22 protein-coding genes are annotated in these 25,099 nt (G+C 58.4%); 13 read left to right on the top strand and 9 right to left on the bottom strand.

The annotated features are described in order from the left end of the window. Positions 1 to 132 precede the first annotated feature (132 nt). The 4 genes from NQF87_RS04695 to NQF87_RS04680 all read left to right on the top strand — a co-directional run bounded on the left by NQF87_RS04695 (position 133) and on the right by NQF87_RS04680 (position 4,745). The gene (locus tag NQF87_RS04695) at positions 133 to 1,230 is read left to right on the top strand and encodes a cation diffusion facilitator family transporter (RefSeq protein WP_266127257.1); all 1,098 of its coding nucleotides are present in this window, start codon (positions 133 to 135) and stop codon (positions 1,228 to 1,230) included. Beyond that, complete coding sequence (locus NQF87_RS04690) at positions 1,208 to 2,161, top strand: cation diffusion facilitator family transporter (protein ID WP_266127256.1); 954 nt, start codon at positions 1,208 to 1,210, stop codon at positions 2,159 to 2,161. The genes NQF87_RS04695 and NQF87_RS04690 overlap by 23 nt, the downstream gene beginning before the upstream one ends. A gap of 172 nt (positions 2,162 to 2,333) precedes the next feature. Next, positions 2,334 to 3,689, top strand: coding sequence for a chloride channel protein (locus tag NQF87_RS04685; protein WP_266127365.1), 1,356 nt, complete (start codon positions 2,334 to 2,336; stop codon positions 3,687 to 3,689). A 342-nt stretch (positions 3,690 to 4,031) separates the two neighbouring features. Then, a complete protein-coding gene (locus NQF87_RS04680; protein ID WP_266127255.1) occupies positions 4,032 to 4,745 on the top strand; it encodes a hypothetical protein in 714 nt (237 codons plus the stop codon). A gap of 43 nt (positions 4,746 to 4,788) precedes the next feature. On the opposite strand, the gene NQF87_RS04675 is transcribed toward NQF87_RS04680, so the two are convergent. Further along, positions 4,789 to 5,871: a WD40 repeat domain-containing protein gene (locus NQF87_RS04675; RefSeq protein WP_266127254.1), complete on the bottom strand. Its 1,083-nt coding sequence runs from the start codon at positions 5,869 to 5,871 to the stop codon at positions 4,789 to 4,791. After that, positions 5,868 to 6,956, bottom strand: a complete 1,089-nt coding sequence (locus NQF87_RS04670) for a CobW family GTP-binding protein (RefSeq protein WP_266127253.1) — start codon at positions 6,954 to 6,956, stop codon at positions 5,868 to 5,870. The genes NQF87_RS04675 and NQF87_RS04670 overlap by 4 nt, the downstream gene beginning before the upstream one ends. Before the next feature lie 232 nt (positions 6,957 to 7,188). Here NQF87_RS04670 and NQF87_RS04665 point away from each other — a divergent pair, with 232 nt between their 5' ends. The 3 genes from NQF87_RS04665 to NQF87_RS04655 all read left to right on the top strand — a co-directional run bounded on the left by NQF87_RS04665 (position 7,189) and on the right by NQF87_RS04655 (position 10,971). Next, on the top strand, positions 7,189 to 8,178 hold the full coding sequence (locus tag NQF87_RS04665) for an aldo/keto reductase (RefSeq protein WP_266127252.1): 990 nt from the start codon (positions 7,189 to 7,191) through the stop codon (positions 8,176 to 8,178). 260 nt (positions 8,179 to 8,438) lie between these two features. Further along, positions 8,439 to 9,443, top strand: coding sequence for a Hint domain-containing protein (locus NQF87_RS04660; RefSeq protein ID WP_266127251.1), 1,005 nt, complete (start codon positions 8,439 to 8,441; stop codon positions 9,441 to 9,443). 592 nt (positions 9,444 to 10,035) lie between these two features. Further along, positions 10,036 to 10,971, top strand: a complete 936-nt coding sequence (locus NQF87_RS04655; protein ID WP_407652000.1) for a DUF2272 domain-containing protein — start codon at positions 10,036 to 10,038, stop codon at positions 10,969 to 10,971. 16 nt (positions 10,972 to 10,987) lie between these two features. Here the strand turns inward: NQF87_RS04655 and NQF87_RS04650 are convergent, their stop codons facing one another. Continuing rightward, on the bottom strand, positions 10,988 to 11,359 hold the full coding sequence (locus NQF87_RS04650) for a rhodanese-like domain-containing protein (protein WP_266127250.1): 372 nt from the start codon (positions 11,357 to 11,359) through the stop codon (positions 10,988 to 10,990). 148 nt (positions 11,360 to 11,507) lie between these two features. Between NQF87_RS04650 and NQF87_RS04645 the strand changes: the two genes are divergently transcribed. After that, a complete protein-coding gene (locus tag NQF87_RS04645) occupies positions 11,508 to 12,530 on the top strand; it encodes a cysteine synthase A (protein WP_266127249.1) in 1,023 nt (340 codons plus the stop codon). Positions 12,531 to 12,550: 20 nt separating this feature from the next. Here NQF87_RS04645 and NQF87_RS04640 read toward each other — a convergent pair whose 3' ends face one another. Beyond that, positions 12,551 to 13,879, bottom strand: a complete 1,329-nt coding sequence (locus tag NQF87_RS04640) for an RsmB/NOP family class I SAM-dependent RNA methyltransferase (RefSeq protein WP_407652007.1) — start codon at positions 13,877 to 13,879, stop codon at positions 12,551 to 12,553. 94 nt (positions 13,880 to 13,973) lie between these two features. On the opposite strand from NQF87_RS04640, the gene NQF87_RS04635 reads away from it, so the two are divergent. The 4 genes from NQF87_RS04635 to NQF87_RS04620 all read left to right on the top strand — a co-directional run bounded on the left by NQF87_RS04635 (position 13,974) and on the right by NQF87_RS04620 (position 18,480). Next, entirely contained in the window at positions 13,974 to 14,651 is a 678-nt protein-coding gene (locus NQF87_RS04635) for a YggS family pyridoxal phosphate-dependent enzyme (protein WP_266127247.1), read from the top strand. A 181-nt stretch (positions 14,652 to 14,832) separates the two neighbouring features. Next, positions 14,833 to 16,782, top strand: coding sequence for a potassium transporter Kup (locus NQF87_RS04630; protein WP_407652006.1), 1,950 nt, complete (start codon positions 14,833 to 14,835; stop codon positions 16,780 to 16,782). Positions 16,783 to 16,784: 2 nt separating this feature from the next. Beyond that, on the top strand, positions 16,785 to 17,951 hold the full coding sequence (gene hemW, locus NQF87_RS04625; protein WP_266127245.1) for a radical SAM family heme chaperone HemW: 1,167 nt from the start codon (positions 16,785 to 16,787) through the stop codon (positions 17,949 to 17,951). 76 nt (positions 17,952 to 18,027) lie between these two features. Then, entirely contained in the window at positions 18,028 to 18,480 is a 453-nt protein-coding gene (locus tag NQF87_RS04620) for a DUF1489 family protein (RefSeq protein ID WP_266127244.1), read from the top strand. On the opposite strand, the gene NQF87_RS04615 is transcribed toward NQF87_RS04620, so the two are convergent. Continuing rightward, a complete protein-coding gene (locus tag NQF87_RS04615; RefSeq protein WP_266127243.1) occupies positions 18,475 to 19,146 on the bottom strand; it encodes a 4-hydroxythreonine-4-phosphate dehydrogenase in 672 nt (223 codons plus the stop codon). The genes NQF87_RS04620 and NQF87_RS04615 overlap by 6 nt on opposite strands. Before the next feature lie 162 nt (positions 19,147 to 19,308). Between NQF87_RS04615 and pdxH the strand changes: the two genes are divergently transcribed. Continuing rightward, complete coding sequence (pdxH, locus tag NQF87_RS04610; protein ID WP_266127242.1) at positions 19,309 to 19,944, top strand: pyridoxamine 5'-phosphate oxidase; 636 nt, start codon at positions 19,309 to 19,311, stop codon at positions 19,942 to 19,944. A 70-nt stretch (positions 19,945 to 20,014) separates the two neighbouring features. On the opposite strand, the gene NQF87_RS04605 is transcribed toward pdxH, so the two are convergent. From NQF87_RS04605 to truB, 4 genes are all read right to left on the bottom strand, one after another. Further along, on the bottom strand, positions 20,015 to 21,442 hold the full coding sequence (locus NQF87_RS04605; RefSeq protein WP_266127241.1) for an NAD(P)H-dependent flavin oxidoreductase: 1,428 nt from the start codon (positions 21,440 to 21,442) through the stop codon (positions 20,015 to 20,017). Positions 21,443 to 21,516: 74 nt separating this feature from the next. Beyond that, the gene (gene pnp / locus NQF87_RS04600) at positions 21,517 to 23,667 is read right to left on the bottom strand and encodes a polyribonucleotide nucleotidyltransferase (RefSeq protein WP_266127240.1); all 2,151 of its coding nucleotides are present in this window, start codon (positions 23,665 to 23,667) and stop codon (positions 21,517 to 21,519) included. 195 nt (positions 23,668 to 23,862) lie between these two features. After that, positions 23,863 to 24,132 (bottom strand): 30S ribosomal protein S15, encoded by a 270-nt coding sequence (rpsO, locus tag NQF87_RS04595; protein ID WP_182040119.1) that lies wholly within the window; start codon positions 24,130 to 24,132, stop codon positions 23,863 to 23,865. Beyond that, on the bottom strand, positions 24,116 to 25,090 hold the full coding sequence (gene truB, locus NQF87_RS04590; RefSeq protein ID WP_266127239.1) for a tRNA pseudouridine(55) synthase TruB: 975 nt from the start codon (positions 25,088 to 25,090) through the stop codon (positions 24,116 to 24,118). Before truB ends, rpsO begins: the two co-directional genes overlap by 17 nt. Positions 25,091 to 25,099 lie beyond the last annotated feature (9 nt).

Raw genomic sequence — 25,099 nt, 5'->3', positions numbered from 1 at the left:
CAAGGCAGGATGGAATACCATCCCGGCACGCCCCGATGCCCCATGAAACAGGACCAGAAAAGTGATGAAAGCTGGATAGGTTTAGCTTATACTCACCCATCTCACATCTTTTCGTGCCTATCAGGGTCCGCCATGACATCCATGCCCCATCCTTCACACGAGCCGGCCGAGGGCACAGCCTGCTCCCACCACCACGACCATGAACCACATGGGCATGGGCATGGGCATGGGCATGGGCACCATCATCATGGCGGGCACGGGCATGTCCACGCACCGGCCTCCTTTGGTGGCACCTTCCTCATCGTCATCATCCTCAACACGCTCTATCTCGTCGGGGAAGCCGGATGGGGACTGGCGGCACATTCCCTCTCCCTGCTGGCTGATGCAGGGCACAACCTCTCGGACGTGCTGAGCCTGCTGGCCGCATGGGGTGCCCAGATACTCGCCCGCCGGTCCCCCAGTGAACGATTCACTTATGGGCTGAAACGGGCCACCATCCTGACGGCCCTGCTCAATGCCACCATTCTTCTGCTCGTCACGGGAGGAATCATCTGGCAGGCCATCTGGCACCTCATCCATCCTGAAATCGTGCAGGGCCGGACCATCAGCATCGTGGCGGGCATCGGCATTCTCATCAATGGCGGTACGGCCCTGCTGCTCATGAAGGGGTCACATCATGACCTGAACATGCGGGGAGCTTTCCTGCACATGGCCTCCGATGCGCTCATGGCCCTGGGCGTGGTCATTGCCGGTGTCCTCATCACGCTGACGGGCTTCTCCTGCATTGACCCGCTGGCCAGCCTCATCGTGTCCGGGCTGATCATCTGGGGTACATGGTCCCTGCTGACCCATGCGCTCGGTCTGGCACTGGACGGCGTTCCACAGGCCATTGCCCCCCGCGCCGTGGAAGATGCCCTGCGGAACCTGCCGGACATCGCCGACCTGCATCACCTCCATATCTGGCCCATCAGCACGACCGAGACAGCCCTGACGGTCCATCTGATACTTCATCCCGTCCCGGCAGACTGTTCCGCACGGGAGGCCCAGAGCAGAACGGCAGACCTGCTGGCCCGGGCCACGACCCTGCTGCGTGAAGAATTTTCCATCGGTCATCCCACATTTCAGGTAGAACCTCCTGAAGGCACCCTCTGTGCCACACCGACCTGCGACACGCCCCACACCGCCCCGGAAGAGACGGACTGCACCCATGCCCACCACCACCACGCCTGACGCCGAACTGCCCAGGGACAGCGCCGCCACGCCACTGCGCCTACGTGTGGCCCGCCTGTCCATTCTCGTCAGCATTGTCGTGCTGAGCATCAAATATGCCGCCTGGGCCGTGTCCGGCTCCGGTGCCCTGCTCTCCGATGCCATCGAGACCATTCTCAACGTGCTGGCCTCTGTCGGCACGCTCTGGGCCGTGGCCTTTGCCGCCCGCCCGGCGGATGACAACCACCCTTACGGGCATGGCAAGGCGGAATATGTCTGGGCTGTCATTGAAGGTGTTCTGGTGGTTCTCACCGCCCTGGTCATTCTGGCCATTGCGGGGCACGATGCCCTGCACATCCAGGCACCGGAAGCTCCTCTGCCCGGTGCACTGCTCAACGCTGCCGCAGGCGTCATCAACCTCATCTGGGCACTCATCCTGCGGCGGATGGGAAAGAAACACCACTCTCAGGCCCTGAGTTCGGCAGGGGATCATGTTCTCTCCGATGTCTGGGCCAGCCTGGCCCTGCTCATCGGTGTCTGCCTGATTCCTCTCCTGCACTGGCTCTGGCTGGACCCGCTGCTTTCCGCCCTCGTGGCCCTGAATGTTCTCTGGACCGGGTTTGGCATGATGCGCCATTCCATGACCGGCCTGCTGGATGAAGCCCCTCCGCCAGAACTCGTCCATGAAGTCGGCCAGACCATCACGCAGGCCGGCCAGGGCGCACTGGAAGCCCATGACCTGCGCATGAGACGGGTAGGTGCCCTCTATTTCGTGGAGTTCCATCTCATCGTCCCGGACGAAATGCGCATCACCGATGCCCATGACATCTGCGACCGGATCGAGAATGCCATACGAGCCGTGCTGGGCCGGTCTTCCATCCATATCCATGTCGAGCCGGAAGACCTTGCCAAACGCCACAAGCCGGGAGCCAGCGGCGTCCTCGTCATGTAGTCCTGCATGTCAGAACTGCCATGCAGAACCATATCCCCCCTTGACCACAGAGAAGGCTCCGTCCGAAACAGGGCCTGAAACCCCTTCACTCCAGTCATGTGGCGGATCCATCCCAGACGTGCCCGATTCTTCCCCAAGCTCTCCCGCCCCTGCTTCCGGTTCGCCCCATGCCATGAGACGGCGCAACCGCATCACGCATTTCCGCCGCTCAGCACGGATGCGGACCTCGCAGTGGCGGCGGACACTCATTTTCTGGGCAGGGGCCATCACGGTCGGCATTGCGGCGTGGCTGTTTGCCCGTGCGGCCGACTATGCCAGCTCCCTCTGCATGAGCCTCCATCACTGGAACCCCTATGTCATGTTCGCTGTCATCCCCAGCGGGCTGGCCCTCTCCATGTGGCTGACGAAACGCTTCTTCCCCGGGGCGCAAGGGTCCGGCATCCCGCAGACCATCGCCACGCTGCACATCGAGGATTTCACGCTTGTCGACCGCATTCTTGCCCTGCGCATTGCTATTGGCAAAATCTTCATGACCACACTCGGCCTGCTCTGCGGAGCCTCCATCGGGAGAGAAGGCCCCACCGTGCAGGTGGGTGCAGCCATCATGAACGCCTATTCCCGCTTTCTGGGTCATGCCAACGTTTCGACCCGCCGGGGCATCATCCTTGCAGGGGGAGCCGCCGGTGTGGCGGCCGCCTTCAACACGCCACTGGCCGGCATCGTCTTTGCCATTGAGGAACTGGCCAGCTCCTTCCAGCAGCGGACATCCGGCGTGATGCTGACGGGTGTCGTTCTCGCCGGTGTCACGGCCATTGTGCTGGCGGGTGGAAACTACACCTATTTCGGCCATGCCTCGGTGGACGTCCCTGTCGGCACGGCATGGATTGCCGTGCTGGCCTGCGGCATCCTCGGCGGGCTGGGTGGTGGCCTCTTTTCAACCATCCTCATACGGGTTGGCAAAGGGCTGCCGGGATTCATCGGACGCGTCCAGAAGGGCCGTCCCATCCTCTTCACCGCCCTCTGCGGGGTCATTCTGGCCATTCTGGGATTTGCCAGCCACGGCGACACGTTCGGCACGGGATACATCCAGGCCCATCATCTGGTTGACGGATCACGCCATCCCCACATGTCCTACTTTCTGATGAAATACGCCGCCACAGTCGTTTCCTACTGTTCCGGCATTCCAGGCGGGCTGTTTGCCCCCTCCCTCTCCATCGGGGCCTCGGTGGGGGGCTGGGTTGCCCAGTTCCTGCCACTCACGGCTCCCGGTGCCGTCGTGCTGCTGGGCATGGTCGGCTATTTCTCCGGCGTCGTGCAGTCTCCCCTGACAGCCACCGTCATCGTCATGGAAATGTGCGACAACCAGCAGATCACCCTTGCCCTACTGGCTACGGCCTTTCTGGCTTTCGGTGTCTCCCGCATGGTCTGCTCCCACTCCCTCTATGGCCGACTGGCCGACCAGTTCATGGCCCGGCAGGAAGGGTACCTCCAGAAGAAGCACGAAGAGAACAGACAGTCCAAAGACTAACGAAAGATCATCTAGCGCTCTTTAACTTTTATTGTACTTACCCTATAAAAAATTTTAGTAGAATACGGAGGTTTTTTCACCTATGAGCACTCTAGATACAAACTCTGAATTACCAGATCAAACTCCAATTACAATAGGAGAAAAAAAGACAAAACAGTCCCTATAAATATACTTAAAGATGTATTCGAAGAATTAACAAGAAACAATGCAGCGATTAAAGAGTTATTTACAGAATACTATAAAATAGATTTTCAAGACATTGAGCAACTTCACCTAAAGATTCGACAAACATTAGAACCTCATAATGTTTGTTCGATCTCATTAAGATTTGTCATCTACTACGTGGATGACACAAGTGATGAAATAACCTCCTTTGAAATGGCATCAAAATTAAGAGCCCATTCAACAAGTCAAGTTGAACGCATATATCTAAAATATGATTTTATGATACAACATCCGGTAGACAAAAAAATAAGTATGTATTCTATAAATATAAACATTGCTTCACAGATATCTTTAATATCTCAACTTAAAAATGAACCAATACTATCGTTATCATCTTCTTTTATTAGGTTAGCAAAAACAAGAATGACATCTCTAAGAATAGAATACGGAGACTATACAATTGCCCGCTCCTTACAAACAACAGTAAAAGGGTGGTTTTCTACTCTACATAAAACAAAGAAAAACTCGATTATGAGTATCCTTCAAAATTACAGACCTATAATAAGGAAAACAATATCCCTGACTACTATGTCAATTTACTTCATTCTATGCTATATTACATTGCCAAAATTTATAATTATATTCTCACTATTAACATTTATTATATTCAACATCTCATCATTTTTAGGAAGAATTATCGAGATGTATCTTGATTCATGGACGCCTCTTTCTTTCATAAAATTCAATAAAAAAGATGAAAGCGAAATAGAAAATTTCGAACAACAAAATAGGAATAACATAATTTTCGCCGTAGCAGGATCAATATTGAGTCCTTTTATATCAGTGTTATTCAAATTCTTTTTAACTTTAATATTAAAAAAATACATGTGATAATCTATTGCCGGACATGGTTGTGTCCGGCAATAAATAAAACTCAGCCCTGAGCGGACAGGTCCACGACCCCGACATGGCCTTCTTCCGTGCCGAAAATGACGACTCCACCCTGGGGAGTGAAAGCGATGGCATTCACGGCACCACGGGCAGCACCGCCGCTGCGCTGACCGTTGCAGAGCGGCAGGATGCGGTCTGCACCTCCAGCAGCGTCTTCGGCACTGTTGGGCACTTCTGCCAGAAGAACCGTGCCATCCTCAAACCCGATGGCCAGAATGTCATCCGTGGGATGGGCGCAGACGCAGGTCACGAACAGTCCCGGCAGGCGGGCCAGCTCCATTGGCGGTTTGCCCATCGGGCCTCCTCCGAAGAACGGCCATAACACGGCAGCATCCGCCCCGGATGTCGCCAGCCAGCGGCCTTTGCGGGTAAAGCTCATGGATGCGATCTTGCGGGGATAGCCACTCATGCGCATGTTGTGCCCGTCGGACAGACGCCAGCCATGCAGTTCATTCTCCTGCATACTGGTCACCAGGGCCTCACTGCCCGGATGAATACACAGCCCGGTATGGCTGCCCTTCCACTCCAGAGAACGAACGCTGGATTCCTTCGCCTGCACGAACCACATGGACACGCCATTATAATGCGAGGCAGCCAGCTTCTTCCCTCTGGCATCAAAGGCGAGGCCACTCAGGGCCGAGGGATGGTCCAGCACCTTCAGGGGAGCATCCGTGCCGTGGGCATAGAGATGAACCTCCTTCTTGCTGGCACAGGCCCAGTGCGTGGGTGTGCTGGCCAGACAGTCCACCCAGCCACGGCCTGCATGACGTTCCGTCATGGTGCCATCGGCCCGTGTTTCCACCACCCGGCCATCTTCCCCACCGCTGAGGAAACTGTCCTTCCCGCAACCCTGTGCAAAGGACACGGCCCCATCATGTGCAGGCATAACCTGCCAGCCTTCAGGCATCCGCAGGCCATCACGGGAGATGAGAATGATCTCCCCATCCATCGTCAGGGCAGCGAATGTCTGGCCATCACGGCTGACCTGAACGCCCGTTATCGGGGCCTCAAAGCACCGCTCGGCCCCACGGGTCTGCAACAGGGTCCTGCTCTGTGCGGCACTCATACGGCCACGCAGCCTTCAAAACCGCGCTGAAGCTGGGCACAGTCCAGCTTGCGGCCGATGAAGACGATGCGGGACTGTTTCGACTCTCCAGCTTTGAACGGCCCGATATAGTCGCCATCAGCCATCATGTGCACGGCCTGGAAAGCGAAACGCTCGTCTTTCCCCTGGAAATGCAGAATACCCTTCGCCCGCAGAATGTCCGGTCCCTGCTCCTGAAGGACAAGGCCGATCCAGGCATGGAAGCGTTCCTCATCCAGCGGCTCCGTCACGGTGAAGGAATGGCTCGTCACGTCCTCGCTATGGGCATGATGATGCCCGCCCGGACCGTGAGCAGCCTCATGATGATGGTCATGCTCATGACAGTGATCGTGGCAGTCGCAGTGATCATGATGATGGTGATGATCGTGGTGGTCATGGCCATGCTCGTCTTCCTCGAGGAAGTCCGGCATGGTGGACAGGGCACGCTTGAGGTCGAACCCGCCACGGTTGAGAATGTCATCCAGAGCGACCTTGCCCCGCTCGGCACGGTGAATCCGCACGACGGAATTGATGGCCCGGAGCTTCCGCTCCACTTCAGCCAGGGCAGCGTCATCCAGAAGGTCACATTTGTTCAGGATGATGACGTCAGCAAAGGCAATCTGATTGACGGCCTCCGGGCTTTCCCTGAGGGTCTGAAGCACATTATAGGCATCCACGACTGTCACCACTGCATCCAGCTCGGCCTTCTCACGGATGCTCTCATCCACAAAGAAAGTCTGTGCCACGGGGGCCGGATCAGCCAGACCGGTGGTCTCCACGATGATGCCGTCAAATTTGCCACGGCGGCGCAGAAGACGGCTGAGAATCCGGATGAGATCACCCCGCACCGTGCAGCAGATGCAGCCATTGTTCATCTCGAAGATTTCTTCATCGGCATCGACCACCAGATCATTGTCGATGCCCAGCTCGCCGAACTCATTGACGACGACGGCGTAATTCCGCCCGTGATCGGCCGTCAGGATATGGTTGAGCAACGTGGTCTTCCCCGCTCCCAGAAAACCGGTGAGAACGGTGACGGGGATTTTTCTGATCTCTGAATCAGCCATGATGTCTTTTCCTTCTTCGCCTTGAAAGGTGAGATGACCATACTCTTCTCCTGCTTCAAAACCAAAAAGAAGGACAGGTGGTTGCATAACCGTCCTCCCGCATCCCATATGGGCAGGGAGGCCAGCAGGGCCTTGCCCGCCCCCGCATGACCGAGGGGCCGCCCTCCGGGTCCGGGCAGAGACATGATTCATTCCATGCACTCCGCCCTCATTTTCTGATGGAGACAAACCCATGAATGAAAACACCATTCTCATTCCCGGTTTTGACAAACCCGTTTCACGCGTTGCCCTTGGCACATGGGCCATTGGCGGCTGGATGTGGGGTGGGCCTGATGACGACAACGCCGTCCGCACCATCCACCGTGCCCTTGATGAAGGGGTGGACCTGATCGACACGGCTCCCGTCTATGGTTTTGGTCATTCCGAGGAAGTCGTGGGCCGTGCTCTGGCAGAGAAACCCCACAGGGCACGCATCGCCACCAAGCTCGCACTGGACTGGACTGACGATCACAAGCCATTCCGCAACTCCAGCCCGGCCCGCATCCGCAAGGAAGTGGAAGATTCCCTCCGCCGCCTGCGTGTCGAGACCATTGACCTTGAGCAAGTCCATTGGCCGGACCCCAACACGCCGATTGATGAGACCGCCCGTGAGCTTCAGAAGCTGCACAAGGAAGGGAAAATCCGTGCCCTTGGCGTGAGCAACTACTCCCCGGAACAGATGGACATTTTCCGTGAAGTTGCCCCGCTGGCCAGCGTCCAGTCCCCCTACAATCTCTTTGAACGTGAGATTGAAAAGGACGTGCTGCCTTATGCGAAGAAGCACAAGCTCGTGCAGCTGGCCTATGGGCCGCTCTGCCGTGGGCTGCTGACCGGCAAGATGACGGCGGACAAGACCTTCCCGGAGAGTGACCTGCGCTCCGGTGACCCCAAGTTCCAGAAAGAACATTTCAAGGACTACATCGCCGCCGTGGCTGACCTGAAAGCCATTGCGGACCGTCATGGCAAGTCCCTGATGGTTCTGGCCATCCGCTGGGTGCTGGACCAGGGGCCGACCATCGCCCTCTGGGGTGCCCGCAAGCCGGAACAGATCAACGGTGTGGTTGATGTCTTCGGCTGGCAGCTGACTGAACAGGACAAGAAGGATATTGACGCCATTCTCAAACGTCATGTCCCGACCCCGCTGTCTCCCGCTTTCATGGCCCCGCCAGCCCGTAAAGCGTAAGACAGTTACCGCACGATACGGTCTGACATCATGAATATAAGGAGCGGCAGGACTATCCTGCCGCTCCTTTTTCTGTGCAGTTCTGCCGTGAATAAATGAACATTTTTCCCATATTAACGTCTTTATTCAGACAGATTGTTCAGTCATCCATGTCACAAACTGTTGTTTCGCTTTAACGAAAAATTATCGTACGATGAGGAAAATTATAAGAAAATAACATTACTTTCTCGGGGAATAACCACTCTCTGAGGAAATATATTTTGTCGGGCACCCCTAAACCTGTTGTCGCAACCGGGACGTACCTGGTAGATATCGCTTCCCTGACGGTAGACCCCAAAACGAAACGAGCCACCATCTCCAACCCGAAATATAATGTAGAAGCCACATTCACACCCTATCATTCCACCTGCCGCTCCGACAAGAAAGTTCAGGACTTCACATTCAAGGACCCCCAGACAAAAAAGAACCTTACCGGGAGCTATGATTACTCGTGGGGGAACAAGTCCGTAAACGGCTTCATCATCGGTAATGGCTCCGGCGGCTATTACATCATAACCTCCGCCATGCCAGGCAGTTCATCATCCACCATTGATGGCGCAACCCTTCTAGACCCCGGAAAGGCCCAGTACAGTTACAGCTATGACCATTCAAAGGACTGGTCCTCCGGGAATTTCTTCGACCTCCAGCTGAATGGCGAACATTATTATTTCCATCAGGACAATGACGGCACCGCCACTGACGGCTCTCTCGACAATGAACAATTCACCTTCAATACATGCTTCCTGGCCGGCAGCCTGATCAGGACACCATCAGGCTACAGGAAGGTGGAAGAGCTGAAACGTGGTGACGTGGTCATCACCTATGACCCCGTAAAGAACCAGACGTTCCCGCAGGTCCTGACATGGGCAGGACGGAGCCGGGTCTGGGTGAGACCTTCCCTTCCCCTGGACATGGCGGGCTATCCCGTACGGATCAGGAAAGACGCACTGGCAAAGAATGTCCCCTCTGAAGACCTGCTGATCACGGCAGAACACTGCCTGTTTCTCGATGGCTGCTTTGTCCCAGCCCGTATGCTGGTGAATGGCCGGTCCATCCATTATGAAACAGCGGACGCCTGCCAGACGGTATATGACATTTTTCACGTGGAAACGGAAAACCACAGCATCATATTCGCCAACAATGCCATGACGGAGAGTTATCTGGATACAGGCAACCGCAACCAGTTCATACGGCACAGCAATGATAATGGCCCGGATAATAAATAATCACTCGGGCTGCTTATTGAAGGAATCCTTATATTTCCAAGATACCAGCTTCACCACCATTGGAGCCACCTCCCGACAGAGCCTCTGGATGGCTAGTATGAACTGAAAGCCTCTAATCAATACCCTAGTCACAGGGGGCAGCCATGCTCCCGCTCCCCCTAACAAGCAGGAAAACAACAGCGGACTAGAGACAGAACTCATAGCCATCGGGATCGCAGCTGATGGTCTCCACCCGGTTGTAGAGGAACATCCCCGGATGAAAGAAGCGGAAGGTATCGAACATCCCATCTTCAGCAATGTCGGATGCAGTACATCCGTCATCAGCCACTATCGCTAGAGGGAAGACCAATCCTTCACACCACCAACCATTTAGTCCCCACCATACATCCTGATAAATCGTCCAGCAGCCTCGATAACATTCAAGAATGAATGAAGGTTATCGTAACAGCATGAACTTGCTCATATACTTATCATAAACTTCTTCGCATTTTATCTCACATTCATGCCAAAAATGCATTCCCAATTTCACCAAAACACTCTAACCTCGCCCTTTAGTATCAGGCGGAATACACTCACGGGCTTAAGCGTTACCATGAAGGCAATTCTTCGTTTTTTCAGACACGGGCGGCAAGGTTATATTCACGGCCTGTCCCTCTGCAGCCTTGCTCTGCTGGCAGCATGTTCGAACAGCAGCAGTCCGCATAACCCGGCCCTCACACCCATGAGCCAGTATGCAAACGGACAGACCGGCCCGCTGAAATATGATGCCCACGTCCCCGCCTTTGCCAGCGAGAACTTCGCCCCCTTCAACCGTCAGGATGTCGCTGCCATTGCCCTGCGGGAATGGCGAATGTTCGGCAGCCCCGTAGCCGATGCCGACCCTCATGATCGGCCCGAGCCAACCAGCCCCGCCATGAAGCCAGAACGTCTGCCCGGCCTCTGGCAGCGCATCGGGGAATACTGGTGGATCGGTCAGGCTCCGGAAGAGACTGAAGCCCGCTGGACAGGCCGCACCGATGGTAATGGCAGCCTGTTCCCGTTCCTGCATGATGGCCGCTATGCATGGTCTGCCGCCTTCATCTCCTATGTCATGCGCATTGGCGGGGCGAATATCCGCTTCCCCTATTCACCGAACCACGCCACCTACATCAATGCCGCAGCCTCCGGCAGCAATCCCGGCATTTCAGCACAGAACCCTGCCAGTTACGCCCCCCGGCTGGGCGACATACTCTGCGTGGGGCGTGGCAAGAGCCGCAGCATCACCTATTCCATGCTGCCCACATCTTACGGCTTCCCGGCCCATTGCGGCATTGTGGTCGCCACGGATCAGAACGCCCCTCCCTTCGGGCGGGAAATCAGCATCATCGGCGGGAATGTGGATGATGCCGTCTCCCTAACCCATGTGCCGACAGACAGCAGCGGCCGTGTCAGCAGTTCGGACGGGCAGAGCTATGACAGCCGCTACCCGTGGTGTGCCATCCTCACCCCCCGCTATGATGCGGATGCTGACCCGAATGGCGGGCGGTAAGGACAGCGGCCCTTTTTTACTTCACGGGCAGGCCACAGGCTTTCCAGCCTGTGCCGGGGCCGTGTTTGTCTCCAAAACCATCAACAACGTTCGTGAGTGTCTCATAGCCTGCCTGGGCGGCCAGTTCAGCGGCTTTCTGGGAGCGCATCCCTGAACGGCAGATGAAGAAAAGCGGTGTCGCCTTGTTCGGTACGGCCTGTTCCAGCCCGTGGATGAACTCAGCCTCACTGCCCGCACCCCATGTCAGGGCGACGACCTTCTTGCCGATGGACCCCAGCTCCGGCATCCCCACCTGCGCCCATTCTTCCGGCGTGCGGACATCCACCAGAATGGCCTGACCATCAGCTTTCAGGGACCCCCATGCGTCTTTCGCAGTGCTGTGCTTCATGTCATCCTCCTCTGTTGAATTCACAATCAACGATCATATATAGGGTGTATTACCCTTTCACGTCGTTTCAGGCAGCATCATGACGGTCATGCCACCTGTCACGCTAAACATGACCCATTCCGCCGATCAGCAACAACCGGATTCCTGCATGAAACATACATCATCCATCGCTCACGCCACACCCTGTCCGTCTCTGGTGGAGGCCATTGGCAACACGCCGCTCATCCGCCTCCGCCATGCGTCCGAGATCACGGGATGCAACATCTACGGCAAGGCCGAGTTCATGAATCCCGGCGGGTCCGTCAAGGACAGGGCAGCCCTCTCCATCATTCAGGATGGCTTTGCCCGTGGCGTGCTGAAGAAAGGTGGCACCATCGTGGAAGGGACGGCCGGGAATACCGGCATCGGTATTACACTCGTAGCTCACGCCCTCGGCTGCAAGGCCGTCATTATCGTGCCGGAAACCCAGAGCCGGGAGAAGCTGGACTTCCTCCGCATGATCGGGGCTGACCTTCGCCTCGTCCCGGCAAAACCGTACCGGGACCCGGGCAATTATGTGCATGTCTCCCGCCGTCTGGCTGAAGAAACCGGCGCCTTCTGGGCCAACCAGTTCGACAACACCGCCAACCGTGAGGCCCATCGCACGACCACGGCCCCGGAAATCTGGTCCCAGCTTGAAGGCAAAGTCAGTGCCTTCACCTGTTCCTGCGGGTCCGGGGGGACGCTGGCGGGCATCGCCTTCGGCCTGCGGGACCTAGCCCGGCGGGACGGCCAGAAAAGCCCCAAGATCGTCCTTGCTGACCCGGAAGGTTCCGGCCTCTATGGCTGGGTCACATCCAATGACCTCAGCGTGAGTGGCGGGTCCATCACCGAAGGCATTGGTCAGTCCCGTGTGACGGCCAATCTGGAAGGCTGCGCCCCGGACCATGCCGAACGCATCCCCGATGCCGAAGCTCTGGAACAGATCTACCAGCTCACCATGAAGGAAGGTCTCTCCGTTGGCGGGTCTTCCGGCATCAATATTGCTGCCGCCATCCGCACGGCCCGCCGTCTGGGGCCGGGGCATAACATCGTCACCATCCTCAGCGATGGCGGCGCACGCTATCAGTCCAAGCTATTCAATCCTGACTTCCTGCGCGGCAGAAACCTGCCCACACCACCCTGGATGTAACAGCTGGTCCTGATCCGCCCCTAGCGGCGGATCAGCCGGGCAGCAAAGAAGCCGTCCATGCCGCCCTGTGCGACGTTCATGCCCGGATGGGTACGGAAATACCCTTCCTCCGTGCGGGCACGGGGCAGAGCGGCCAGCTCCTCCTCCGTGAAAGGAGACAGCTCCCACCGACCATCTTCCAAAGCATGGGCGATGCGCTGCGGGCCTTCTTCGTCCTGAAGGGAGCAGACCGCATAAAGCAGCGTCCCCCCCGGCTTCAGCATCTCATAGGCTGCATCAATGAAGCGGTCCTGCCCCGCCGCCAGCGTGGTGATGTCACGGGGCCGCTTGATCCACAGCACATCAGGGTGCCGCCGCAGCGTGCCCGTTGCCGAACAGGGCGCATCCAGCAGCACGACATCCAGCGGCTCGGATGGACGCCAGCGCAGGGCATCCCCCACGACAATCTCCGCCTTCAGCTGGAGGCGGGCCAGATTGTCTTTCAGTCTCTGGGCACGGGACTTCTCACGCTCCACGGCCACGACCTCTGCCCCACCGCAGACAAGCTGGGCCGTCTTGCCCCCCGGAGCCGCACAGAGATCAGCAACCCGCTTCCTCCGCATGTCCCCCATCAGCCGGACCGGCATGGCCGCTGCCATATCCTGTGCCCAGAACTGGCCTTCGGCAAAACCGGGCAGCTCGGTCATCTTTGTCCCGGCCGGATAACGGACCGTTCCGGTCGACAGGGTCTCGCCGCCTTCCGGGACCTCGCAGCCGGGTTTCATCGTCAGGTCCAGCGGAGCTTCCTGATAGAAACCCTGCGTGATGGAGCGTGCCCGCCGCCCCCATGCACTCCAGAGCCAGTGAGGAACATCCAGCCGGGCATCATCCAGCCCCTCCTTCAGCGTTTCAGCCTCCCGCACCACACGGCGCAGAACGGCATTGGCCAGCCCGGCGAACGGTGACAGGCCACGCCGGTGCAACAGGTCAACAATCGTCCCGACAGCCGCATGAGGAGGTGTCTGAAGATGCAGAATCTGCGCCACGCCCAGCAGCAGGGCACAACGGACCGGCTCCGGCGGCTGGCGGCGCAGGAGCGGCTGAAGCAGCTCCGTCATGCTGCCCAGATGCCGCAGGGCCGCTGCGGCAAGGCGGTGTGCCGCTGCACGGTCCCGCCCTTCGCAGGTACTGCGTTCCAGCGTGGTTTCCAGCATCCGGCGATGCTCCACCACGCCGCAGACAATATCAAAGGCCAAGTCCCTTACCGGGTCTTCATGGCGGGAAATGGAGGCGGGCCGGGAACCGGTGCGCCGCCCCCGTCCACCCCTGAGGCGTGAACGGGCTGGACGGGAAGAAGAAGCGTTTGTCATGCGCCCGTTGTCGGGAGTCAGCAGGAGAAAAGTCAAGATGGTTTTTGTCCGGCCTCTTGACCCTCTCCATCAAAGGGGCTGCAATCGGACCATCATGACAGATCACACCATTGCCCATGCCCTGCACGGCATCAGAACCCGCATCAGCACGGCCTGCCAGCAGGCGGGACGGCCAGCAGATGATGTCAGCCTCGTCGCCGTCAGCAAGTTCCACCCGCAGAGTGCCGTCCGGCAGGCCCTTGAAGCCGGACAGCGCGTTTTCGGAGAAAACCGTGTGCAGGAGGCCGCCGCCAAATTCCCGGCCCTGCGGGAAGACTGGCCGGACCTCCGCCTGCACATCATCGGGACATTACAGAGCAACAAGGCTGCCGAGGCCTGTGCCCTCGCCGACGTGATCGAAAGTCTGGACCGCCCCTCCCTCAGCACGGCACTGGAGAAAGCAGCCCAGAAAACGGGCCGCCTGCCGGAGCTGTTCATTCAGGTGAACATCGGTGATGAACCCCAGAAATCCGGCATTGGCACGGCAGACGCCGACCGGTTCATTGAAGATGCCCTCTCCCGCTTTAAGGACCATGTAAAAGGGCTGATGGCCATTCCCCCCCTCAATGAAGACCCCCGTCCATTCTTCCGGAAACTTGCGGAACTGAATCGCCGTCATGGCCTGCCTGCACTCTCCATGGGCATGTCATCGGATTTTGAGACCGCCATTGCAGAAGGGGCCACTCTTGTCCGTGTCGGTACAGCCATATTCGGGAACCGGCCCCGGGCTTGATTATGAGGAGTGACAGTTTTTTTAGGCTCTCTACTTGCATTACATATGAAAAAACTGTCATGAAGCCGGAATCATCATAGCCGGTGCCCTCCTGCATGGGGCATCCCTGCCTGTCTTCCTGTGGGGGATGGGTGTCTATCAGTCACACAGGATGGTTCTCTCCATGTCTGAACAGGATAGCATGTCCCTCAAGGAATCCTCTTCTGATCCCCGATACCCCAATTCCATAGGGACACCGACCTCAACCCCGCCACAGGGGCAGAATGGCCACAGCCGCCCCAAGGGAATGGGGGCCATGCTAGCCGCTCTGGGCGTCGTGTATGGTGATATCGGGACAAGCCCGCTCTACGCCCTGCAATCCTCCATCCGCAATGTGGGGTCGGAAACCCACCCCGCCCACGCATGGGAAGTCATCGGCCTGACCAGCCTGACCTTCTGGGCACTCATGCTGGTCGTGACTATCAAATATGTCATTCTCATCATGCGGGCCGACCATAACAAGGAGGGCGGCATCATCGCCCTGATGGCCCTGGCCCAGCGTGTCTGCAAATCCAACTATTTCCGCTGGGTTTTCGGGCTGATCGGGATTGCCGGGGCGTGCCTGTTCTTCGGTGACGGCATCATCACCCCCGCCATCTCGGTCCTTTCCGCCGTGGAAGGTGTGGAAATTTCCGTTCCAGATGCCTCGCCCTTCATCATTCCGGCCGCCATCATCATCCTGCTGGGGCTGTTTGCCGCACAGGCCCTGGGGACCGGGAAAATCGGCCGGGCTTTCGGTCCCATCATGCTGGTCTGGTTCATCACCATCGCCGTTCTGGGGGCACGGGGCATCATGCTCCATCCGGGCGTACTGCTGGCCCTGTCCCCGCTTGAGGCCATCCGCTTCATCGTCACGCATGGCAAGCTGTCCTTCATTGCGCTTGGCTCGGTCGTGCTGTCCGTCACCGGTGCAGAAGCCCTCTATGCCGACATGGGGCATTTCGGGCGGTCTCCCATCCGTTTTGCGTGGCTCTTCCTCGTGCTGCCCGCCCTGTCCCTGAACTATTTCGGGCAGGCCGCCTCCATCATTCATGACCCGACCACACTGGCCAACCCGTTCTACTATCTGGCCCCGCACTGGCTGCAGATTCCCATGCTGCTTCTGGCCACGATGGCCACCATCATTGCCAGCCAGGCCGGTATCTCCGGCAGTTTCTCCCTCTGCCGCCAACTCATCCAGCTCGGCTATCTGCCCCGTACCCGCATCATCCACACCAACCCGCATGAGGAAGCGCAGATCTATCTGCCCTCCCTCAACTGGATGTTCGCCTTCGGCTCCGTCGTTCTGGTGATCGCCTTCCGCTCCTCCGCAGCCCTGGCCTCCGCTTACGGTATTGCCGTGACGGGCACCTTCCTCTGCACCTGCGTGCTGGCCATGGTGGTCTTCCGTCGTGTCTTCCAGTGGAAGAGCTATGCCGTGGGCCTCGTATTCGGCTTCTTCTTCATCATGGATGGTGTCTTCTTCTCCTCCAACGTCATGAAGATTCCGGATGGCGGCTGGGTCCCGCTCAGCATCGCCGTTGGCAGCACGCTCATCATGACCACATGGCAGCGTGGGCGTCAGCTCATCCGCAACATGAAGAAACGTGATGCCGTGCCTATGGGGTCCTTCATTACCCGGCTGACCCAGTCCCGCACCATCCGTGTCCCCGGCCTGGCCGTCTTCCTGACCTCCGACCCGGAGATGGTGCCGGATGCCCTGCTCTATAACCTGCGACACAACAAGGTGCTGCATCAGACGGTCCTGTTCGTCACCGTGCAGACACTGGACCAGCCGGAGGCTGATCCGGCAGAACGCATGACCATCAAGGAGCTGGCACCGGGCATACGCCGTGTCATCATCCGCTATGGCTTCATGGAAATGCCCAACCTACCCCTGACGCTGGCCAACATGGCCGAGATGGACTTCGACCCCATCCAGGCCTCCTACTTCACGTCACATGATCTCGTCTTCCGCTCCAAGGTGCCGAAGATGTCGCTCTGGCGGATGTGGGTCTTCCTCTATCTGCTCAACAACGCCACGTCGATTTCCGAATTCTTCCGGATTCCGCCGGAGCGTGTCATGGAGTTCGGGGTGCGGGTCGCGATCTGATCGTGACCCATCCCCTGCCTCTTTCACTCTACATTCACTGGCCGTTCTGCCTTTCCAAATGTCCTTACTGTGACTTCAACTCCCATGTCCGGGAGACTATCCCTCAGGAGCGTTTTGCCAACGCCCTGAGGGCCGAGCTGCGCCATGAAGCCACAAGACTCATGCAGGATGCGCCCCGCCAGCTTGTTTCCATCTTCTTCGGCGGGGGGACACCCTCCCTCATGGCACCGGAAACGGTCCATCATCTGATTGAAGATGCCCGCCGCCTCTTCCCCAGCGTGAATGACCCTGAAATCACGCTGGAAGCCAACCCCACCAGTGTGGAAGCCGACAAATTCCGTGCCTTTGCAGATGCGGGCGTCAACCGTCTCTCTCTGGGGGTGCAGAGCCTTGATGAGGCTGATCTTGCCGCCCTGGGGCGACAGCATTCAGCCCGACAGGCCATCACTGCGCTGGAGCTGGGGCGCAGCATCTTTCCCCGCCTGTCCTTCGACCTGATCTATGCCCGCCCCGGCCAGACAGAAGAAACATGGCGGGCCGAACTCCAGCAGGCCCTTGCTCTGGCGGCTGACCACCTGTCCCTCTACCAGCTGACCATCGAACCCGGCACGACATTTGAGGCCCGTCACAGGCGGGGCAGCCTCATCCTGCTAGAAGATGAGCTGGCAGCGTCCCTGTACCTGATGACCCGTGACGAGGCCGCCCGCTTTGGCCTGCGTGACTACGAAATCTCCAACTATGCCATCCCCGGTGCGGAAAGCCGCCATAACCTCACCTACTGGCATTATGACGACTATCTGGGGATCGGCCCCGGTGCCCATAGCCGCCTGACCTTCAGCGGACAGCTCCATGCCACACGCCGACACCGTGCCCCGGAACCGTGGGCAGAGCTTGTGGAAACACATGGCCACGGCACCCGGGAAGATGAAACGCTTTCCCCCGAGATGAAGGCCCATGAGGCCCTGCTCATGGGGCTGAGGCTGCGGGAAGGAATCAATGCAGCCCATTTCACACGGCGGACGGGCCTTCCCCTACGGGACTGCCTCGACCCCGTCATTCTGGCAGCCTGCCTGGAAGAAGGCTACCTGGAGCAGGATACCCATACGCTCCGGGCCACGGATGAGGGCCGCCTCCGGCTGGAGGCCCTGCTCGGGCAGCTCGTCCTCTGACACGGACCTTTGAAAAGGCCGGTCTGCCTCCCCATTTATGGGACAGGCCAACACTGTCTGCATCATGATGACTGCCATGCCCGCACCGAAGACACCCACCCTCCACATGATAAAGCTGATCGTAGGCTGTACCTCACCCGAGATGCTGCGGGACTGGGTTGCCGTGGAACGTCACGGAGATGTGGCCTATGTCCGGACCCGCACCATGCCCAAACGAGCTGATGAAATTCTGGAAGGTGGTGGCTCCATCTACCGGGTCATCAACGGTCTCATCATGTGCCGCCAGCCCATCATCGGTTTTGACAGTTACACACGGGAGGACGGCCATCCCGGCACCCTGATTCTTGTCTCCGATGACGTCATCCCGACCCAGCCCCGGCCCATGAGGCCTTTTCAAGGCTGGCGATACTTCAAACCGGAGGACACTCCACCAGACCTTGACCAGCCCGCTACCGGCGTCCCCGATAATGGGATCAGTTCACTTCCGGCATCTCTCCGCAACCAGCTCTCCGAGCTGGGCCTGTTATAGGCACGCCATTACAGCCCTGAGCTGATCCTCAAGAGAGGTACTTCTGGCCGGGAAAATTCCATCCAGGACGGCAGTCCCCACAGTGAAACCTGCGGCTCCCGCCTGCCGGACAGTCCTGATCTGCTCCGGCGTGCTGATGGAACCGGCCACGATCACGGGCTTGCCCACGGCCGCACAGCTGGCCCGGATCACCTCCGGCACATTCCCGTCATTACGATAGGCCAGCAGGTCCAGCCCCGTCACGGCCGGATGCACTGCCCATTCGGCGGCATTGCGGGCAATCTCTTCCGGTGAGCCTTTCAGCACGCTAGGGTGCCCCACGACATGACCAGCAAAGGGGTAATAGGCCACATCATGCCCGGCCAGCAGGGGCAGTACATCCGGCACGTGGGTGCCCCCCATCAGGCAGTCCACCCCCAGAGCCAGTCCGGCCCTCACGGAATCCAGTTCTCTTTCCCTGTCCGGCGACACGATCTCCAGATATGAGGTTGCTCCGGCAGAACGGAGCCTGTCGGCCAGTGCCCGTAATTCCTCCACCGGCAGACCAATATCCTTGAACCCGATATGCCGGATACCCAGCCGCAGGGCAGTTTCTGCTGCTTCCATCGCCGTCTCCACCGTACGGTCATCACAGGTCAGCATGAATATGAACCGGAACGTCTCCATGAACCTCTTCCCCTCACTCTCCTGAACGTCCCCCCTATATGGAAGTCCTGCCACGGCTTACCAAGCCCTGCATCACATGGCAGACAGACCTGCCTTCCCTATGGACACAGCCCCCTGCCACTTCCATGATCGCCCATCGACATGCAACAGGGAACCATCAACATGATAGACGACAGTGCCGAAGCGGCCTTCCAGAATGATGACCAGACCATTGCCGGGGATAATCCCTTCCTGCTGTTCCAGGACTGGATGTCTCTGGCCGAAACGAAGGAACCGAACGACCCCAACGCCATGGCCCTTGCCACCGTGGATGCACAGAACCTGCCGGATGTCCGCATGGTCCTGCTGAAAGGCTTCGATGATGAAGGCTTCGTGTTCTACACGAACAGTGAATCTGCCAAAGGCCGGGAACTGGAACAGAACATGAAAGCAGCCCTGCTGTTCCACTGGAAATCCCTGCGGCGACAGGTGCGCATCCGGGGCACGGTTTCACGCCTTCCAGCTGAAGAAGCAGATGCCTATTTCCAGTCCCGCCCCCGTGCCAGCCGCATCGGTGCCTGGGCCAGCCAGCAGTCCCGCCCCATCGCCAGCCGCAAGGCACTCTGGCAGGCCGTGACGAAAGAAACAACCCGCTTTGCCATCGGTACCGTCCCCCGGCCACCTTACTGGAATGGCTACCGGGTCACTCCCCTCACCATGGAATTCTGGATGGACAAGCCCTTCCGCCTGCATGACCGTGTTCTCTTCACCCGGACGGTGGATGGTACAGGATGGGCGACGCAGCATCTTTTTCCATGACTGTTGCCCATAAAAAAAGTGCGGGCCAGAAACCCGCACCTTTCCATTCCAGCCATGATCCGAATATGTCCTACCGCCCGGTCATGATACGGTCGACCAGTTCCTTGACGGTCGGGATATGCCCGTTGGCGTAGAACGGGTCCGTTGCAAAACGCCACGCATTCGTCCCACCAAAGACCAGATTATGGTCCACGATGTGTTTCTGATCTTCCGGAGAGACATCCTGAAGATGAGAAATTGTCTGCAAAGTCTTTTGGATACAGAAGGACCTTGGATCAGCCCGCTGCCCGGTACTGAAGGACGGGCCTTTCTGACTCCAGTTGGAGAAGCGACACTGGGAGAGACACCCCATGCAGGCTGCCTGATCGGCCAGCACCTGCCGTGCAGTTTCCAGCGTCTCGAAGACGACGGTCCCATCCGGTGTCCGCATGGGCTGGGTATACCCAGCCTCTTTCCAGCGACTGACCTTTTCGGCGTCTCCGGACGTGACAAAAACCTCACGCCCCCGGCCACCAAGGCAGATCGGTGTATCAAACTCACCCTCTGCTTTCGCCTGAAAGGCGATCTGCCTCTCAGAACGGGCACGCAGCTCCTGAAGGAACCCGTTATTCACCGCCGAGGAGTAAAATCCTGTCGGTGAGAAACGGTTCAGGTACACATCCCCTTCCTTCAGTGTCAGAAGAAGCTGCTTCCATGCCTCCGGAACGGGGCTTTCCTTCGTCAGGAGCGGCCGGGTACCGAACTGGAAGGCGATCAGGCCGATCTCCGGATTGTCCAGCCAGTCGTTCCATTCTTCCAAATGCCAGACCCCACCCGCCATGATGATGGGCACATGCTGGAGGCCAAAGCCGTTCATGACCCTTCGCAGAGCCGCCACACGGTGATAGGGAGCTTCCGGCTTGAGAGGATTTTCCGTATTGGAAAGGCCATTATGGCCGCCTGCCCGCCACGGGTCCTCATAGACAACACCGCCCAGAAGGTCCGCAAAACGCACGTAAGAGCGTTTCCACAACGCACTGAAGGCACGGCCTGACGAGACGATCGGGTAATAATGCACCCCAAACTGGGCGGCAATCTCCGCCAGCCTGTAAGGCATGCCAGCACCGCAGGTCAGACCCTGGATCAGGCCCGGTGCCCCTTCCAGAATGCCGGTGATGACCTCTTCTGCGGCCCCCATCTCCCACATGAAATTGGCATGAACACGGCCACGCCCCCCGGAAATATCCCGGGCTATCTTCGCCTGTGCGATGCCACCTTCAATGGCGTAGCGCACGAGTTCGGCCTGCCGCTCACGGCGCGTCCGGCCATGATAGATCTGTGGAACAGGGTTCCCCTGCTCGTCATAACTGTCTGCATTGACGGCAGAGATCGTCCCGACCCCACCTGCCGCAGCCCAGTATCCTGCAGACACACCATTGGAGACAGAAACACCTTTGCCCCCTTCGACCAGGGGCAGAACCTCCTGACCACCAAAACGGACGGCATTGATCGACTTCATAGAGGCCAGATGTCCCCACTACTCAATCACAAACAACTCATGCAAAGGGAGCCTGTCGCTCCCCTCACACATCCTTACTCCGCATCACGGCGAGGACGACCCGGCTTGGCACCAACGCTCTCCGTGATATCGGCACCAGTTTCCTGATCCACGACACGCATGGAGAGTTTTACCTTACCTCGGTCATCAAAGCCAATAACCTTGACCTTGACGGCATCACCCTGCTTGACGACATCCGTCGTCTTGGCCACACGGCCATCCGTCAGCTCAGAAATATGCACCAGACCATCCTTGGGGCCAAGGAAGTTCACGAACGCACCAAAGTCAGCCGTCTTGACGACCTTCCCGTCATAGATGCGCCCCATCTCCGGCTCGGCCACGATGCCTTCAATCCGGCTGATGGCTTTCTGGGCCTGTTCATCATTGGCGGCGGCAATCTTGATAACGCCGTCATCCCCGATATCGACCTTGGCACCGGAATATTCAACAATCTCACGGATGACTTTACCGCCAGAGCCGATCACGTCACGGATCTTTGCGAGCGGGATCGTCATGGTCGTGATCTTCGGCGCATTACCGGCCACGTCAGACCGCCCCTCGGAGAGGGCCTTGCTCATCTCGCCAAGAATGTGCAGGCGGCCTTCACGGGCCTGCTCCAGGGCCACCTTCATGATTTCCGGCGTGATGGAGGTGATCTTGATGTCCATCTGGAGGGCTGTCACACCTTCGGACGTACCGGCCACCTTGAAATCCATGTCACCGAGATGGTCTTCATCACCAAGGATATCCGTCAGCACGGCATGGCCACGCTCTTCCTTGATGAGACCCATGGCGATGCCAGCCACCGGCCGGGGCATGGGCACACCGGCATCCATGAGGGACAGGGACGTTCCGCAGACCGTCGCCATGGAGGAAGAGCCGTTGCTCTCCGTGATCTCGGAGACAACACGCAGCGTGTACGGGAAATCCTCCTTGGAGGGCAGAAGCGGATTGAGGGCACGCCATGCCAGCTTGCCATGACCGATCTCACGACGGCCCGGAGACCCCATGCGACCACACTCACCGACAGAGAAAGGCGGGAAGTTGTAATGCAGCATGAAGCGGGACCGGTATTCCCCTTCCAGCGCATCAATCACCTGCTCATCCTGTCCTGTTCCCAGGGTGGCGACAACAAGTGCCTGTGTCTCACCACGGGTGAAAAGAGCAGACCCATGAGAGCGGGGCAGAACGCCAACCTCCGCCATGATGGGACGGACCGTCTTCGTGTCACGCCCGTCAATACGGATGCCCGTCTTCAGGATGGCACCACGGACCACCTGGGCCTCAAGGTCCTTGATCATCGGCTTGGCCAGCTCGGCGTCAAAACCTTCTTCCTCAAGCGCGGCCACGATCTTCTCACGAGCTTCGGCCACTTTCTCCATGCGGGCCTGCTTGCGGCGTTCCTTGTACGCCTCGGCAATCAGCTTGCTGCCAACCTTGTCCACACGCTTGCGGAGAGCAACCTCCTCCTTGGAGACTTCCGGCAGGTCCCACGGCGCACGGGCGGCATGTTCGGCCAGATCAATGATGGCATCAATCACCGGCTGGAAAGCCGTATGACCCAGCATGACAGCCTCGAGCATCTCATCCTCGGACAGCTCCTGCGCCTCGGACTCAACCATCAGCACGCCCTCGGAGGTACCGGCCACCACGAGGTCCAGCGCACTGTCCTTCACCTCACTGAGGGTCGGATTGACAACAAATTTGCCATCAATACGCCCGATACGGGCTGCCCCGACGGGACCGAAGAACGGGATGCCGGACAGGGTCAGGGCCGCAGAACAGCCGATCAGGGCGACCAGAGCCGGATCATTCTCCATATCATGGCTCAGAACAGTCGCAACGACCTGCACTTCATTCTTGAAGTTATCCGGGAACAGGGGGCGGATCGGGCGGTCAATCAGGCGGGAGGACAGCACTTCATGCTCGGAAGGACGCCCTTCACGCTTGAAGAAGCCCCCGGGAATCTTACCAGCCGCATAGGCCTTTTCCTGATAATTCACGGTCAGGGGGAAGAAATCCTGCCCCGGTTTCACCGTCTTGGCACCAACGGCCGTACACAGCACGACCGTATCACCGTAGGTGATCACGACGGCACCATCGGCCTGGCGGGCAATCTTGCCGGTCTCAAGAACCAGCGGCCGGCCGGCCCATTCAATTTCTTTACGGAAATAATTGTCAAACATTCTGTCTTCCTCCGGAAGCAATAATCACGGCCCAGCCAGTACCAGACTATAAACAGCGTTTCGGACGGCATGGCGATGATGACGCATCAGACACGTCGTGACACCATGTGGCCTGAAACGCCGACGAAAGCGTTTTCTGGCAACCCAGCAAGGGCCAGAATCCGGGAGTTCACACCCCCGGATCATGGTCGGATCTCAGCGGCGCAGGCCGAGGCGTTCGATCAGCGTCTGGTAACGCTCTTCACTCTTGCGCTTCAGGTAATCCAGCAGCGCACGGCGGCGGCCGACCAGCATCAGCAGACCACGACGGGAGTGGAAGTCCTTCTTGTGGGTCTTCATGTGCTCTGTCAGATTCACGATCCGCTCGGTCAGCAGGGCAACCTGCACTTCCGGGGACCCGGTATCATCATCGGCACGACGGTATTCAGCGATGAGCTGGCTGCGACGTTCAGCTGTAATCGACATCTTGTTCTCCAAAAAACAAATGGTTTTCCAACATCCTGACTGCCCGCAGCCGCCCTTCGGCAGCCCGGCACAGCCCAATGACATGCCCTCCAACCGTAACCCGCCAGAGTGGAACATCCTCCACCCCCTCAGGCACGCTCCCCTCAAGATGGGCGAGCATGACAGCCTGCCCACAGATCAGGGATTTTCCCTCTGCCCGCGTGACGGCCAACGCCGGGATGTCGACCAGCGCAGTCGCCGCATCCAGCAGGGAAACCGGAAGAGCACATGCCTTGTCTCTAGTTTCTTCCAGTTTGTCCAGTCTTAACTGTTCCACCGTATGGCTGTGGGACAAATCAAAAGGCCCACATTTCGTGCGCCTCAGGACGGAGATGTGTCCCACCGTGCCACAGGCCAGAGCAATGTCCCGTGCGAGGGAGCGCATATAGACCCCCTTGCCAGACTGCACCTCAAACACCGCCGTATCAGCGTCAGGGCGTTCCACCAGGGTGATCGAATCGATTCGGGCAGGCCGGGGCGGAAGGTCCGGTGGCCTACCTGCCCGGGCAAGATCATAAGCCCGCTGCCCCCCAACCCTCAGGGCCGAAAACACAGGCGGCACCTGCATGACATTCCCGCAGAGTGCAGGCAGCACGGCCCTGATCTCGTCATCGGAAGGCCGCACCTCTGACGTTGCGAGAACCTCTCCTTCACGGTCATCCGTCGTCCGGCTTTCCCCGAAAGACAGGGCAAAACGGTACCGCTTGGTAGCGTCCATGATGTAGGGAATGGTGCTTGTGGCCTTGCCAAAAGCGATCGGCAGCACGCCCGAAGCCAGAGGGTCCAGCGTTCCACCATGTCCGGCCTTGCGACCATCAAAGGCCCGCAACAACCTGTTAACCATTGTAGTGGAACTCGGCCCCAGCGGCTTGTCGAGAATCAGCCAGCCATGAATGTCTTTCCCTCTCTTGCGTGCCATCAGCGAACC

The sequence above is a fragment of the Bombella dulcis genome, from assembly GCF_026385505.1.
GTDB classification, from domain to species: Bacteria; Pseudomonadota; Alphaproteobacteria; order Acetobacterales; family Acetobacteraceae; genus Bombella; species Bombella dulcis.
Note: the sequence above shows the minus strand (reverse complement) of the source record. Positions and strands in the feature narration are given on the sequence as shown.